Origin of the sequence: Bacillus sp. V2I10 (assembly GCF_030817055.1) — a bacterium.
Classification (GTDB): Bacteria; Bacillota; Bacilli; order Bacillales; family Bacillaceae; genus Bacillus_P.
In genome coordinates, this window is record NZ_JAUSYV010000001.1 from 2,876,990 (window position 1) to 2,892,005 (window position 15,016).

The 15,016-nt window shown below is 37.2% G+C and carries 11 protein-coding genes and 3 pseudogenes; 8 read left to right on the forward strand and 6 right to left on the reverse strand.

Annotated elements, in window-relative coordinates; all coding sequences use genetic code 11:
• The first annotated feature begins 164 nt into the window (after positions 1-164).
• The 4 genes and pseudogenes from QFZ72_RS14445 (at position 165) to QFZ72_RS14460 (ending at position 5,111) form a co-directional block, all read left to right on the forward strand.
• A complete protein-coding gene (locus QFZ72_RS14445; protein ID WP_307434388.1) occupies positions 165-1,436 on the forward strand; it encodes a nucleotide sugar dehydrogenase in 1,272 nt (423 codons plus the stop codon).
• A 223-nt stretch (positions 1,437-1,659) separates the two neighbouring features.
• Positions 1,660-2,584 (forward strand): annotated as a pseudogene (locus QFZ72_RS14450) (NAD-dependent epimerase/dehydratase family protein).
• Between the two features lie 352 nt (positions 2,585-2,936).
• A complete protein-coding gene (locus QFZ72_RS14455) occupies positions 2,937-4,424 on the forward strand; it encodes a glycosyltransferase family 4 protein (RefSeq protein WP_307434393.1) in 1,488 nt (495 codons plus the stop codon).
• 102 nt (positions 4,425-4,526) lie between these two features.
• Positions 4,527-5,111, forward strand: coding sequence for a histidine phosphatase family protein (locus QFZ72_RS14460; RefSeq protein WP_307439771.1), 585 nt, complete (start codon positions 4,527-4,529; stop codon positions 5,109-5,111).
• A gap of 70 nt (positions 5,112-5,181) precedes the next feature.
• Here QFZ72_RS14460 and QFZ72_RS14465 read toward each other — a convergent pair whose 3' ends face one another.
• Genes QFZ72_RS14465 through pxpB form a run of 4 tightly spaced genes read right to left on the reverse strand, consistent with a single transcriptional unit; the run spans position 5,182 to position 8,880 of the window.
• The gene (locus QFZ72_RS14465; protein ID WP_307434396.1) at positions 5,182-6,372 is read right to left on the reverse strand and encodes an NRAMP family divalent metal transporter; all 1,191 of its coding nucleotides are present in this window, start codon (positions 6,370-6,372) and stop codon (positions 5,182-5,184) included.
• Positions 6,373-6,393: 21 nt separating this feature from the next.
• On the reverse strand, positions 6,394-7,164 hold the full coding sequence (locus QFZ72_RS14470) for a LamB/YcsF family protein (protein WP_307434399.1): 771 nt from the start codon (positions 7,162-7,164) through the stop codon (positions 6,394-6,396).
• Positions 7,165-7,177: 13 nt separating this feature from the next.
• Entirely contained in the window at positions 7,178-8,173 is a 996-nt protein-coding gene (locus QFZ72_RS14475) for a 5-oxoprolinase subunit C family protein (protein WP_307434402.1), read from the reverse strand.
• The gene (pxpB, locus tag QFZ72_RS14480; protein ID WP_307434405.1) at positions 8,170-8,880 is read right to left on the reverse strand and encodes a 5-oxoprolinase subunit PxpB; all 711 of its coding nucleotides are present in this window, start codon (positions 8,878-8,880) and stop codon (positions 8,170-8,172) included. Before pxpB ends, QFZ72_RS14475 begins: the two co-directional genes overlap by 4 nt.
• 486 nt (positions 8,881-9,366) lie before the next feature.
• On the opposite strand from pxpB, the gene QFZ72_RS14485 reads away from it, so the two are divergent.
• From QFZ72_RS14485 to QFZ72_RS14500, 4 genes and pseudogenes are all read left to right on the forward strand, one after another.
• Entirely contained in the window at positions 9,367-11,286 is a 1,920-nt protein-coding gene (locus tag QFZ72_RS14485) for an endonuclease MutS2 (RefSeq protein WP_307434408.1), read from the forward strand.
• 630 nt (positions 11,287-11,916) lie between these two features.
• Positions 11,917-12,525: pseudogene (locus QFZ72_RS14490) on the forward strand (CGNR zinc finger domain-containing protein).
• Positions 12,446-12,754, forward strand: a pseudogene (locus QFZ72_RS14495) (HPP family protein); the annotation flags it as partial. The pseudogenes QFZ72_RS14490 and QFZ72_RS14495, both read left to right, overlap by 80 nt.
• Before the next feature lie 25 nt (positions 12,755-12,779).
• On the forward strand, positions 12,780-13,280 hold the full coding sequence (locus QFZ72_RS14500) for a DinB family protein (RefSeq protein WP_307434410.1): 501 nt from the start codon (positions 12,780-12,782) through the stop codon (positions 13,278-13,280).
• A 287-nt stretch (positions 13,281-13,567) separates the two neighbouring features.
• Here the strand turns inward: QFZ72_RS14500 and QFZ72_RS14505 are convergent, their stop codons facing one another.
• Both QFZ72_RS14505 and QFZ72_RS14510 read right to left on the reverse strand, forming a co-directional pair.
• Positions 13,568-14,452, reverse strand: a complete 885-nt coding sequence (locus QFZ72_RS14505; protein WP_307430190.1) for an IS3 family transposase — start codon at positions 14,450-14,452, stop codon at positions 13,568-13,570.
• Complete coding sequence (locus QFZ72_RS14510) at positions 14,449-14,739, reverse strand: helix-turn-helix domain-containing protein (RefSeq protein WP_307430193.1); 291 nt, start codon at positions 14,737-14,739, stop codon at positions 14,449-14,451. The genes QFZ72_RS14505 and QFZ72_RS14510 overlap by 4 nt, the downstream gene beginning before the upstream one ends.
• Between the last annotated feature and the right edge of the window lie 277 nt (positions 14,740-15,016).

A 15,016-nucleotide genomic window follows, 5' to 3' on the forward strand; every position in this document is an offset into this window, starting at 1 on the left:
TGTTCATCTTTACAAATAGGAGTGGGCTTTTTAATTAGTTTTAAAGATGATGGCCTAAAACAGCAAGATTCCTAACCTATATTAAGGAAATAAGGGCGTTTATACGGTGCATAAAAACGGAGGGGTCATAGTATGAAATATATTTGTACTAGGAGGAAAAGCCGTTGAACGACAATTCTTTATTGAAAATTGCTGTTATAGGATTGGGATACGTTGGACTCCCCCTTTCCAATATGTTTCTGGAAAAAGGACACACAGTATATGGAATCGATATAGATGCCAAAAAGATAAACTGTCTTTTAAAACACCAAAGTTACTTGTCCGACTTTTCAAATGAAGATATAAAAAAAATGTTTTTAATGGGGGATTTTCATCCAGGAAGTTCTTTTGAAGCAATCAATAAGGCTGATGCCGTAATTATTTGTGTGCCTACTCCTCTTGATAAACATGCAAAACCTGACTTAACATTCGTGCGTGCGGCTTTAAGAAATTCCAGCCCATTTATTAAATCTGGCCAGATAATCGTCTTGGAGAGTTCAACCTATCCTGGAACGACAGAAGAAGAAATTGTTCCATATTTACAGTCAACTGGTTTTAATGTAGGCAAGAATCTTTTCGTAGCTTATTCACCTGAACGGATTAATCCTGGTGAAAAACAAAAAATCAGCACTATTCCCAAAGTCGTGGGAGGGGTGACCAAAGCTTGTACGGATTTAGCTAAAACAGTATATGAGTCTATATTTGACGAAGTTGTAGTTGTATCGTCTCCAAAGGTAGCAGAACTGACGAAGATATTAGAGAATTATCAGCGTTTTGTAAATATCTCAGTAATGAATCAGCTGTTAATGCTATGCGATGAGATGGACATAAATTTGTGGGAAGTAATATCTGCAGCCAGCACTAAACCTTATGGATTTACCCCGTATTATCCTGGTCCGGGAATTGGAGGGCATTGTATTCCAGTAGACCCTTTATACCTCCTATGGAAAGCCAAGGAATACAACATAGATCTCGATTTTATAACTTTTGCACATAAAGTAAACGAGCAAATGCCGGAATTCATTCTTCGCAAAATTGAAAAAGAACTGAAGAAGCCGATAAATGAAAGTCATATTTTTGCGATTGGAGTCACATATAAAAAAGACGTTAACGATCTGAGGGAATCAATGGCACTTAGAGTGATTGAGAAGCTGATAAATGCAGGCGCAAATGTAGTATTCCATGATCCATTTATCAGCGAAATTAAATTGGGAACTTCCATAATGAAAAGCAAAAGTTTGGCAAGCAGTGAGCTAACACAGGCTGATTGCACCCTGATACTGACCGATCATAGCTGTCTGCCCTATGAATCAATCGTACAAGAATCCTCTTTGGTAATTGATACTAGAAATTCAACTCAAAATTTAAAGGGATATAGAAATATTGTACTTATTTAATGTAAGTAAAAAAATAAGCAGCAGTAATACTTGTTAAATGATTTATAGGAAAAAATGAATTTATTATTCCAGACAACTATAAGCCCTGTATCTGGACTACAAAGATATGGAAAAGCGTATTTTACAGTAGATAATGAACCAAGGACAAAATTTGAAAATGGATATCGAAAAAGAATTGAGTGGTATCGCAATTTTGTCTTTGGCAAAGATGGGAGATTCTAAAATGAAAGCTATAGTTACTGGGGGAGCAGGATTTATTGGTTCTCACCTCGTCGGGGAATTAATTTCTGAAGGTTTTGATGTGCACATCATCGATAACATATCAACCGGTAAAATGGAGCATGTTCATCCTAAAGCAATTTTACATGTTCTTGATTTACGCAGTCCTGACATTAGAGATGTGATAATTAATGAAAAACCTGATGTCGTTTTTCATCTTGCTGCACAAGTTGATGTTCTTAAATCGATTCAAGATCCAGGGTATGACTCACAAGTGAATATTATGGGAACTGTTAATTTACTTCAGGCTTGCAGCGAGTCTTCTTCTGTAAAAAAAAATCATTTATTCTTCATCTAGTGCAGTTTATGGTGATTATAATGCCGATCGCCTCTCTGAAACCTTTGATACTCAGCCAATTTCATATTATGGTGTTTCTAAACTTACTCCTGAAAGCTATTTACGCATTTACCAACAACTCTACGGACTTTCTTATACAGTGTTACGGTATGCAAATGTATATGGACCTAACCAGACTCCTAAGGGAGAAGGGGGAGTTGTTGCCATTTTCTTAGACCGTATTAAAAAAGGTCTGCCAATAATCATACACGGTAATGGAGAACAAACACGTGATTTTGTTTATGTAAAAGATGTGGTTAAAGCAAATCTTGCAGCAATTCAAAAAGGTGAAAATGAAATTATAAATATAGGTACGGCTAATCCAACAACTGTTAATCAATTGGCACATATTCTATCAAAAATTCACGGTAAACAAATTGTTATAACAAATTCTAAAGCACGACCTGGTGATATTGAACATAGTTGCCTTGATAACAGCAAGGCTGACAAGATCCTGCATTGGTCTCCAATTTACAGCATTGATCAAGGATTAAAGGAAACGTACGATTTTGTCATGCAGCAAATGCTGTGAATGTTTTTTCAGTAATCTCATTAACAATAAGATTGTTATTGCAGATGCAAATCTTATTGTTAATGAGATTACCTTTTTAAAAGAATAGAACAGTAGAAGTCTCTACGCAGATTCAGCAACATATTTGTATTCAAACAAAATGCAAATTCTACATTTATTTATAGCTGAAATGATAATCAAATTTGGGAAATGTAGAACACAGCACAAGCAGAGCTTGATTGAATAATAAGCTTGATGAATGCTGAATAAATTTTTGAAGGAAATATATATTCTTATTTATAGCCATATATTGAAAAGGGGGCAAAGAATATTGTATATGAATGAGAAGTGTGCTCATGAAGGAGGTAAAAATATGAAAATTCTATTAGCCTATTATCGTTATTCACCTAATATTAATGGTCCATCAACTTATATTGACATATTACGAGAAGAGCTTAAGAAAAATGGTCATCATGTTGATTTATTATCACATGATGAACAATGGGTAAATATCCAAATTGGGGAAAAACAAAAGGCTGATAAGATTAGTATCAAAAAAAGCCTCGTTGATCAGTATATATTTTCTTATTCCAAGAAGTATCATCCTTGGATTTTTTGGCGTGAGATGGAACGATATTGTTTGGAACGGGCTGCCATGAAACTGGATCTTAATGAATACGACCTAATACACTGTCAGGATTTTATGATGGCACGGGCACTTTCCCGTACGAAGCCTTCCCACATCCCGCTTATTATTTCTCTGCATAATTGTAAGCACCATGAAGCTATAATTACAGGGGAATACCACAGTAAAACAAGTCAAGAAAAGCAATTTATCAAGGCCGAAGAATTCTTAGGTTCAATATCAGGAGATACCACAATTGTTCCAAGCTTATGGCTTAAAGAGAAATTAACAGATATAGGAGTACCATCAGAAAATATTCAGGTACTTCCATATGGTATTTTATCCGAAAAATTCATTGGAAAAGAAATAGCAAATAGAAATCCTTCAGATAAAAAGATAATTCTTTGTCCTGCACGCCTTGTCCCCATTAAAGGGCATCGTTTTCTTTTTGAGGCTCTCCAAAAACTCACTAATGAAAGGGATGACTTTCATTGTTTATTGGCAGGGGATGGCACACATCATGAGGAATTGAATGATTTAACAATTAAACTGGGAATTCAATCTTTTGTTACCTTTCTTGGCAGACGAGAGGATATCCCTTATCTGATGTCATCAAGCGATATTATTGTATTACCTTCACTGCATGATACTTTCCCTATTGTTCTCTTAGAAGGACAAATGTCAAAAAAACCAATAATCTCTACTAATGTCGGGGGGATACCTGAAATCATTAAGAATGGAGAAAACGGTTTGCTTGTTCCACCAGCTAATAGCAAAGCACTTGAGGAAAAGCTGCGACTGCTTCTAAATGATCATAATCTTCGCCAGCAATTGAGTGAACGTGCACAGAAATTCGCATTACAGCACTGGACAATAAAAGAGCACTTTAAATGTATTCTTAACCTTTATAATAAAATTCAAAAAACAAACAGTATCAATAATTCCTCCCCAAAGACGGTTAAGTGGCACCCGGACAAAAAACTCCTAAATCAAATAAAATCCCAGAATAAATCGGTTGAATCTGGCATGACGTATAAAGATGAAGTTCCAGAAAACCTCAAAGGAAAGCTGGCAGAAAAACAACACTATGTTCATTTATTTGATCTATCGGGAGTAGTGCTCCAAACTGCAAAGATTGATCTGCAAGGAAATTACTCTTTTGAATTCATACCTCGAGGAGACTATGTTCTTAAAAGTACAATTTTGGGATTTGGCAACAAACAATTATCGTTGTAGCCATTTACGATAACATATAAAAAATGAGAAATTGAAGGGTATAAGAATGACGCAGGTTTTCTAATAACGCGTGTTTTATATAATTCGAAAGGATTGATTAATATTACAATAATATGTATCGTTAGACATGGTGAAACAGATTGGAATGCACTGGGGAAACTTCAAGGACAAACGGATATTCCACTAAATATTAATGGAATTCAGCAAGCTCATGAGTGCAGGGAGCTATTAAAAAAAACAACCTGGGATGTAATCATTACAAGTCCGCTTAAAAGGGCAAGACAAACAGCGGAAATTATTAATAGAGATTTAAATGTGCCTCTTATTGAAATATCCGATCTTATGGAAAGAGGTTTTGGTGATGCAGAAGGAATGAATCTTGAGGAGAGATTATCGTCATTTCCTAACGGTGACTATTCAAATCAAGAAGATAAAGGAATTTTCACAAAACGTGTAATGGCCGGAATAGATCAAATTAATGATCGATTTTCAGGGGGGAAAGTGTTAATTGTTTCACATGGAGCTGTAATAAATGAGATTTTATCAAATTTGTCAAATGGAGAAATAGGTTCAGGAAAGACTAATTTGATAAATGCTTGCATTAGCAATATATCCTATTGCGATAATCAATATAAGATTATTGACTATAATCAAATTTCTCACCTTTCTTTAAAAAAATTAGAATGAAGAAACAGCCAGTAAGAATTAAAGACACACTGGCTATTTCTCTCTCAGCAAAGTAACAGGTACTATCTATTTAATCAAATAAATGAGGCAATCCATTTATTAGTGAATATCCGCCCATGGCGGCCATCGCGATTACAATCAATCCGCCGAAAACAGTTAACCAAAGTGGATGCTTATAATCACCGACAATTTTCTTTTTATGCGCAGCAATCAGCATAACTCCAAGGGCGATAGGTAAAATTAATCCGTTGAGCGAACCTACCAGAATAAGGATTTTAACAGGTTCCCCAATTAAAGCAAATACAAAGGTGGAGACTGCAATAAATCCGACAATAAACCATTTATGATATTTCTCAATCATTGGATTGAAGGTTCGTATGAATGAAACAGATGTATAAGCAGCACCGACTACAGACGTTACAGCAGCTGCCCACATTATGACTCCAAACATTTTGTAGCCTGCATTTCCAGCGGCATGTTTAAAAACGGAAGCAGGAGGATTAGCAGGATCTAAAGCCAATCCTTGAGCGACTATACCTAAAGCAGCCAAGAATAAGAATATACGCATGATGGATGCAATGCCAATTGCAGAGATGGAGCTTTTCGTTACTTGAGGCAGGGCTGCTTGTCCTTTAATGCCAGCTTCAAGCAATCGGTGTCCTCCTGCAAATGTAATATATCCTCCAACAGTTCCCCCTACAAGAGTGACAATCGCAAGATAATCAATCGTGTCAGGCATAACCGTTTTAATAGCTGCTTCAGCAATAGGCGGCTGGGCTGAAACCATGACGAAAACAGTTAGAGCGATCATGACAAAACCCATAACTTGTGCAAAACGGTCCATCACTTTACCGGCTTCTTTTACAAGAAATATCCCAATAGCGACGATGCCGCTCAGGATGGCTCCTGTTTGAGAAGACATCCCGAACATCACATTTGTGCCTAGGCCAGCTCCTCCGATATTCCCAATATTAAATGCAAGTCCCCCAAGCACAATTAGGATAGAGATAAAATACCCAAGACCAGGGAGGACAGCATTCGCTATATCCTGTGCTGGTTTCTCAGCCACTGCAATGATGCGCCATATATTCAGCTGTGCACCAATATCAATAATGACAGACATTAAAATTACAAACCCGAAACTTGCAGCCAGAACCTGTGTGAAATGAGTGGTTTGTGTTAAAAATCCAGGGCCGATGGCTGAAGTTGCCATCAAAAATGCGGCTCCAAGCAGCAGGCTGAAGTTTGATTGTTTTTTCATGGTGATTCCTCCTGAAGGTTTTTAAGTAAGAACTTTGCTCGCTTTTTTAATGCTGATTCCTGTATGCTGAAGGGCATCCGATATGTATTTTGCAAATTGAAGGGCATGTGCGCCATCTCCATGAATGCAAATAGTATCTGCTTTAATAGACAGGTCCTTTCCTGATAGCGATGTGACTTTCCCATCTTTCACCATTCGAATCACTTGAGCTACTGCTGTTTCGTGATCCTCAATCAAGGCACGGGGCTCTCGTCTTGAGGTTAACGTACCATTATCCTGATAGGTTCTATCAGAAAAGACCTCACTTGCGGTTTTTAAACCTAATTTCTCACCAGCTAAAATTAACTCGCTGCCGGCAAGTCCAAAGAGAATCAGATTGGAATCAACTTTATAGACGGCCTCAGCAATGGCTTCTGAAATTTGGCTGCTTACTGAAGCCATATTATAAAGGGCACCGTGCGGTTTCACATGCTGGAGAGATCCTCCTTCAGCTGCGGCAAAGCCAGATAATGCTCCAATTTGATAGACGACCAGGTCATATACTTCTCTTGGTGTGAGGTCAATATTTCTTCTTCCAAACCCGGATAAATCATTAAAACCCGGATGGACCCCGATTCCGACGTTTTTATCTATTGCAAGTTTAACTGTTTTTCTCATAGTTGAGGGGTCACCTGCATGAAAGCCGCAGGCAATATTAGCCGATGAAACGTAATTCAATATTTCTTCGTCATTTCCCATTTTATAAGCGCCAAAGCCTTCTCCCATATCGCAGTTTAAATCAACTTTATGCATCTTAATCATCTCCCTATCTCATTTTTAGGAGCAGCCCCTGTTTAAAGTGCTGCAATCTTTTTTCTCTATCAATCAGCAGCTCCTGAGCTTCGTCGAGCGATATTTCCTTAAATTGAACAATTTCTCCAGGTTTGAATTGGGAGAGATAAGGCAAATCGACAGAAGCCACCTGAGCGATCTTCGGATATCCACCGGTTGTCTGCCTGTCAGCAAGCAGAATAATCGGGCTGCCATCTGCAGGCACTTGAATGGTTCCAAAGCTGACAGCTTCCGAAATCATTTCTTCTTTGTTTATTAATGTAAGTTTGGGGCCTTCCATCCGGTAGCCCATACGGTCAGAATTAGGTGTTATTTTAAAAGGTTCGGAGAAAATCATGGATTTGCTTTTCTCTGTAAAGTCATCATATTGCCTTCCTTTAATGACACGTACGCTTTCATCCTCTCTTAAGAAAGGAATAAATTCCGGAGATGCGGACCATTTAATTTCTGAATAAGTTCCGGAGTCAAAAAAACGTTCAAATAGTCTGATGGACAGCTCAGACATCTTTCCAAATGATAGTCTGTCCCCACTTGCGATGGCTCTGCCATCATATCCGCCAATCCCTGCTCTTAAATAGGTTGATCTGCTTCCCATCACCTCAGGGACATCAAATCCGCCAGCGACGGCAAGATATGCCCTGCAGCCTTTCTTAGCTCCTCCAAATGTAAGAAGACTGCCTTTTTTCACAAATAACGGCCGCCACATTTTTGCCGGACGGTCATTAAGAATGGGTGATAAATCTCCTCCGCAAATAGAGATCAGAGAATCTGACTGAAATTCAAAATGGGCTCCGAGCATCGTCATTTCAAGTACTGCCTCGGTCTCAGAATTTCCTACAAGCATGTTGGCGATTCTGTAGGAGAGGGTATCCATCGCACCGCTTGCGATTACACCATACTTTTGAAAACCATATCTTCCAAGATCTTGAATAGAGGTCAGAAGTCCTGATTTTTTGACGTTAATCGTCATGTCATTTTCCCCTTTTCTTCAAGAAATTGATCATAAGAAATCGGTTTGAATTGAATAACATCCCCGGCTTTTAATAGACTTGGAGATTTACTTTCAGGCTGAAACAGTTTTAAAGGCGTTTGACCAATTAATTGCCAGCCGCCTGGTGTCTCAATCGGATAAATCCCTGTCTGGCTTCCTGCAATTCCTACTGAGCCAGCGGGTATCTTAAATCTTGGAGAACTTCTTCGCGGTGCTGCGATTTTTTCAGACATTCCGCCAATATAAGGGAAACCGGGAGCGAATCCAATCATATACACTAAATATTCGTTTGCTGAATGAATGCGGATCACTTCTTCAGATGATAACTTGTTATGTTCTGCTACAAATTCCAGATCCGGACCAAGCTCTCCGTCATAGCACACTGGAATTTCAACGGTTCTTCCAATCTCAAATTGTGTTTTATCCAAGGTTTTCAATGTTTCTGTTATGTATTCTGAAACAATCTGATAGGGAAGGGAATGAAGGTTGGTCTTGCCTGCTTTTAAGGGATCATAAATGAGCGTGACTGTCGTGAAAGCAGGAATGCATTCGATCACCCAATCTGGTGAATGATGATCAAAATAGGAGAAAACATGCTGAACGTTTTCATGAATATTCTTTTCAATCGTCTTTCCAAGTTCAATAATTATTGCTGCATCACCTAAAGGACTTAAGGTGAATTCCATTTCAGCACCTCCTAAAATTGATGTATAAACATGTATAAGCAATTCATATTAGATGTAGTTCATCTTATAATAAGAGTATATAGAATTCAAATGACACTATTTAGAATTTGGGTTTGACAAGAAAAGGAAAGTGAAGTAAATTTGAGGTAAGCTTTTTATTATTCTCCATACAATCATCCTTAAAAAGGGGTTTTGTTCTATGTTAGGTGTCGTTCTTAACTAATCCGTAATTTCATACGGTCATCTCTGTGCCAGCGTGCAAAAAATGATTTTTGCTTCGCTTATTTAACTATGCACAGATAGATGAGTTAAGAACAAATCATAGCATATGAGAGGTGCCTGCTCAGCTGTGTTTTTATGCACAGTTTTTTATTTGTCCAAAAAAGGATGAGAGCAGTATGGAGAAAAAGCGCTCTATATACCATTTCAGCCGCAATGAACATTTGTTCACTGCGGCTTTTTTTCGTTACTAAGGAGGATATTCACATGAACGACAATACTTTTAACATTTTAGATTACTTTACTATTAAAGAAACAATCAGCACTTATGCAATGACAGATTCAGGCAGGCAGCGTGTTTTAGCCATTATGCCGCTTAATCATGTAAAGCAAATACAGGCACTTTTATCCGAGACAGACGAAGCAGCAGCGATTTTAGAGAAAAGTTCCAGTGTTCCTATTTCAGGACTTGAGGGCATTGAAGCCATCGTAAAGCAGTTCAATAAAGGTGTTGCCTTAAGACCGCATCACTTTTCCCAGCTCCTGTCATTTATTGAAGATGGCTTAAAAATGAAACGTTTCATGAAAGATAAAGAAATGCTGGCACCGCGTGTTTCTTCGTATGTATATGGGATTGAAGAGCTCCCGGAGATCGCTGCTGAAATCATCAGATGCATACGCAACGGAAGAGTTGACGACATGGCGAACAAAGAACTGTCAAAAGTTAGAAAGCAACTGGCGATTGCAAATGAACGTTTGAAAGAAAAACTGAATTCCATCATTAAGTCTTCAAAATATAAGAGCTATCTGCAGGATGCAATTATAAGTGAACGCGGCGACCGCTTTTGTGTTTCTGTTAAAAAAGAATATAAAGGAAAAATCAGAGGAGCCGTTCTTGATGCATCAGCCTCAGGTTCAACACTTTATGTTGAACCTGAAGATGCAGCCGCCCTTCAGGATCAGATCAATCTTTTATTGTCACAGGAAGAGCTGGAGTCGGAAAAGATTTTAAGCTATTTAACAGGCTTGGCAGAGTCCCATGAAAAACAGCTTCTTCAATCAATAGAAGTGATGGTGCACTACGATGTCTTATTTGCAAAAGCAAAATACAGCCGCGCTGTTGGAGGAACCGCACCAGCTGTTCATGATCAAAAAATGATCTATCTTAAAAATGCCAAGCATCCGCTCTTAGGCAGCAAAGCCGTTCCTTTGACATTCGAAATCGGCAAGGATTTTCAGGCACTCGTCATTACCGGTCCAAATACGGGCGGAAAAACGGTGGTTTTAAAAACGGTAGGTCTACTTGTTCTGATGGCGCAATCAGGTTTTCATATACCTGCTGATAAGGAAAGTTATATCGGCATCTATCAGCAGATTCTGCTGGATATTGGCGATGGTCAAAGTATTGAACAAAACTTGAGCACGTTTAGTTCTCACATGACGAATATTATTTCAATCTTAAAGAAAACAAATGAATATAGCCTCGTTTTGCTTGACGAATTAGGTTCAGGCACAGATCCGGGTGAAGGAATGGGGCTTGCAAGTGTCATCCTTGAAAAAATTCATCAAAAAGGCGCCACCTTGCTTGCCACCACACATTACAGCGAAATAAAGGATTTTACTGAAAGTGAAGAAGGATTCATAAATGGATCGATGGATTTTGACTTAGAGACCCTTCAGCCCACATATAAGCTGAAGATAGGCGAAGGCGGAGAGAGTCAGGCATTTTCAATCGCACTGCGCTTAGGCATGCATCCCGAATTAATTGAAAAAGCCCATGCTATCACTTATAAAGAGACAAGAAAGTATGGAAAAGATCAATATGATTTATATGAAAAAAAGGAACTGGATAAACAAATCTCGATTAATCGTTACAAGACGAAACAGGCAAAAGCAAAAGAGGCGGAGGTTCAGACTTTTATAAAAGGAGATAACGTGCTTATAAAAGCAACAAACGAGCATGCTATCGTTTATACTGGTCCAGATAATGGCGGAAATTACACGGTCTTTGTGAAAGGGACAAAACGATCCGTCAATCATAAACGAATCCAGCTTCATATTTCAGCTAAAGACCTTTATCCTGAGGATTACGATTTTGACATCATTTTCGAATCAGCCGAAAATCGAAAAAAAGCAGCACAAATGAATAAGAGACATTCTGATTTAATCATTGACCGAGATATATAGAAAAAAGCGCAAGCGCCCAATTAGCTAGAGTCATGGCAGATTAGAATTCTGCAGAAAAGTCGGGTTTTGACTTTTTTACGGATTTGTTTTGGCCTAGATCTGGTCGATGGAGGTAGACAACAATGCGCTAAATTTTGGACTTTTTAAGATCTTGAAAAAAGAGAGGGACATTATTGTCTAACGGGTTCGGTTCAGCGGTGCAAAATAGTAATATCGCACAGTAAATTGCACATTATTTATGCACACCAATTAGTAATATAATTGGTGTGTTTTTTAATGTTAAGATGTTTGGATGTTTATGATAAAATGGAAAAATCAGTTATTCCATTAAAGGGCAGTTTAACGGAGTAAGCGGATACTAAAGTTCTTCTACATAAGGGCCCGTTGAATAGTGTAATGTACCAAGTATAGAAGGAGTTAAATAAACAGTAATTTAAAAGTAGTTTAAATCAAAATAAAGTCGTCTATTTTACAATAAAGTTGATTAAAAAGCACGCGTTATTTGCTAAAGAAATTGATAAAAACATTACTCGATAAGTAGCTGGCTAAAATAAGATATAATGATTATATAACCTTTCAATGATTATTTTAATGGTTAGAATATAATATGGAAATTGGGAGGTAAACTTAATGACTGAGGCAAACAAATTTCCACTTATATCAGGTTATCTTTCTCTTGATTTAGTGAACACGGAAATAGTAAGACGTGGTCAACGTCAGGATTTATTGCTCTCGGAAGAGGATTTGATGGAATGGCTTCATGTAATAAAAGAGGAAAACTCTTATTGGGATGATCCGCTATTCTTAAAGGTCCAAGAGAGGATTGGACAAGTATTATTATGTATTCTAGAAATGCGGACTGTTTTAAGAGACTATTTTGAATTAATAACAGATGGACAGCCATTTCCAGATCAATTTATTGCTTTTTTAGAAAAAACTGTCGAAAAAGCACCATTCACTTATAAATTAATGCATAAAAAATAGATTCCCATTCCTGTTGGTGAGGTAGAGGATTCCCTTTTATCGTTGGTTGCCTTTGATGTATTAACTTTAATTGAAACAAAAAAGCTGTCTTCCCTCAAACGATGCTCCAATCCGGATTGTGTACTTTTATTTATTGATGAAAGTGGAAGACGCAAATGGTGTTCAATGAAAATATTTATCACAGCCGAGAAATATTATTGGGGGACATTTTGTTTCAACATTCGTTGGATTAGCCATATTTCAGTTATTGGGTAATGAACCTTGGACGATTGGTTTAGCTGTCGGTTTAGCGATTGCTTTTATGATGATTACAAAAACGACTCACCCTCCAGCAGGGGCAGACCCACTTGTTGTTATGCTGGGCGCGTACAGTTGGAGTTACTTAATTACACCGGTATTAATCGGCTCGGTGATAATTGTTTTCTTTGCGTTGATTATTAATAATTTGCGCAGTAACCGGGAATATCCTACATTTTGGATATGATTAAGAATGTTCAGGAGGGAATAAAGTGGAAAACTATATCTTTAAACAATTAAGATTTGTTCGGGATAATACGATTGGTCATGTGGCAGAAATGAATGATGAGGCATCACTTTCCATTCCGGAAGGATTCAATAACAATATTAAATGGAATCTCGGGCATATATATGTCGTGCAAGAAAAGTTCGCCTTTCATTTCACTGGAGAAGAAATGAAGATACCTGATCAATTTACAGAATTATTCAGTCCAGGCACTAAACCAAGCGATTGGGGAGAAGAGGTGCCACCAATTCATGAATTAATCTTATTACTCGAAAATCAAGTCCGTAGGATTGAGCAAGTAATGAAATTTAGGATCAAAGAAGCTGTAGAACAACCTTATACAACATCCACAGGTCTTACATTATCAACAGTAGAAGAATTTCTTAGCTTTTGCTTATACCATGAAGGCATGCACTTTGATGCGATTAAATCAATCAAACGAATTATTCAAAGTGGGAGAAAGAGTGAAGTATTTAGAGAGCAATAAAAGTATTAGTTTAAAGTCTTTTTTTAAAAACAAACTTATTGTCACACAACATTAAATTTTCAATGATTCAAATCAATCTAGTTGCAAGGTAAACAAAGGTAATCATGAACAGTTACATGGGTAATATCTTTTGTTTCGATTATGTAAAAAGTTAAGATTAAATTAACTGGGATATATTAAAATAGTTAATCATAAAAAACCTCACAACTTTAATAGTTGTTCAACAAAAGGGCGCAATTCTGCAACTGATCTGACCCCTGTCAAGTAGACACAAAAAATAAGCGCAGTTAAGAAGCCTGACTTCTATATTCGATAGGAGTCAGGTTGTTTAGCTTGTTTTGAAACCTTTCGTGGTTATAAAAGAGAATGTAGTCTTTAATAGCCCTTCTAACCTCTTGTGAAGTTTTAAAAGTATGAAGGTTAAAACATTCTGTTTTTAAATGACTAAAGAAATTTTCCATACTAGCGTTATCCCAACAGTTGCCCTTTCTAGACATACTAGCTTTCATTTTATTTCTTGTGAGTAGCTGATTATAGTTATGGGACGTGTATTGGTATCCTTGATCACTATGGAGAAGGATTCCTTTTACATTCCTTCCTTTTATGGCTTTTTTAAGAGTATCCAAGACTAGCTTATAATCATTGCGTCTACTAATTTGGTACGCAACAACTTCGTTATTATATAGGTCTTTGATGGCAGACAAATATAGTTTCTGTCCATTGAAAATGAGGTACGTAATATCAGTTACCCACTTTTCATTAGGGCGAGAAGCGTAAAAGGCTCTATTTAAATAATTATTCGAGATAAGATAAGGTTCTTTCTTACCGTAATAAATTCGTTTCTTCCTGATAATTGCTTTAATACCTAGCTCACTTAGTAACCGTTGAACTTTTTTGTGATTAATGTGAATATCATAGGTCCTCTTTAACCAAATTTGTATTCTTCTATAGCCATAGATGCCCTTATATTTCTGATGACATTCTATTATTTTCTGCTTTAGCTTCTCATCCTCTATCTGCTTTTCCGAAGGTAATGCTTTACGCTTTACCCACTTGTAGTATCCACTTCTTGATACTTTAGCCAGATGGCAAAGTAGCTGTATAGAATGATTAGATAAATCATCAATGATTTGAAATAGATTACTAGGTTCTAAATCAATTCCCCCTTTCACATCTTTAAAAGCTTTTTTAACAGTTCGTTCTCAGCTTCTAATCGCTTTATTTTCTTTTGAGGATTTTCAATAGTAGATGAAGAGACTTTACCAGACCCACTTTTTCTTCCGCGTTTCTCCCTAAGACCAACAATTCCATCTTCACTAAACTGTTTAACCCACCGTTGTATGTTTTTTCGATGAATGTTTAATTCTCTGGAAACAGCTGAATAATTCTTCTTTTGATGATATAAATCCACCGCTTTTTTCTTAAACGATATATCATAAGTCTCTGCTTTTTTCTCCATAAAAAATACCCCCTCCTAGTAGACAGATTAATGCGCTTTTTTAAATGTGTCTACTATAAGGGGAGCATACCACAACAAGAATTGTGTTCTTTCTTTATGTTAGGGCCATTTATTTGAGTAAGGATTATTAAGCTACCTAGGGAGGTAAGGAAACTAAAAAAACGGGAGGGATACTTTTCTGCATATATACGCAAATTAGGCAGATAATAATTGAATATTCTTCGATTTTTAAAATGAAGCCGGAATTTCTCTTCCTCGGAACTGTGTTGCTAATTCA

Bases quoted from the DNA above. Each gene is read 5' to 3' on its own strand.
- QFZ72_RS14470 (WP_307434399.1), bottom strand. From the start codon at position 7,164: ATGCATAAAGTTGATTTAAACTGCGATATGGGAGAAGGCTTTGGCGCT.
- QFZ72_RS14455 (WP_307434393.1), top strand. From the start codon at position 2,937: ATGAAAATTCTATTAGCCTATTATCGTTATTCACCTAATATTAATGGT.
- QFZ72_RS14465 (WP_307434396.1), bottom strand. From the start codon at position 6,372: ATGAAAAAACAATCAAACTTCAGCCTGCTGCTTGGAGCCGCATTTTTG.
- QFZ72_RS14475 (WP_307434402.1), bottom strand. From the start codon at position 8,173: ATGACGATTAACGTCAAAAAATCAGGACTTCTGACCTCTATTCAAGAT.
- pxpB (WP_307434405.1), bottom strand. From the start codon at position 8,880: ATGGAATTCACCTTAAGTCCTTTAGGTGATGCAGCAATAATTATTGAA.
- QFZ72_RS14510 (WP_307430193.1), bottom strand. From the start codon at position 14,739: ATGGAGAAAAAAGCAGAGACTTATGATATATCGTTTAAGAAAAAAGCG.
- QFZ72_RS14485 (WP_307434408.1), top strand. From the start codon at position 9,367: ATGAACGACAATACTTTTAACATTTTAGATTACTTTACTATTAAAGAA.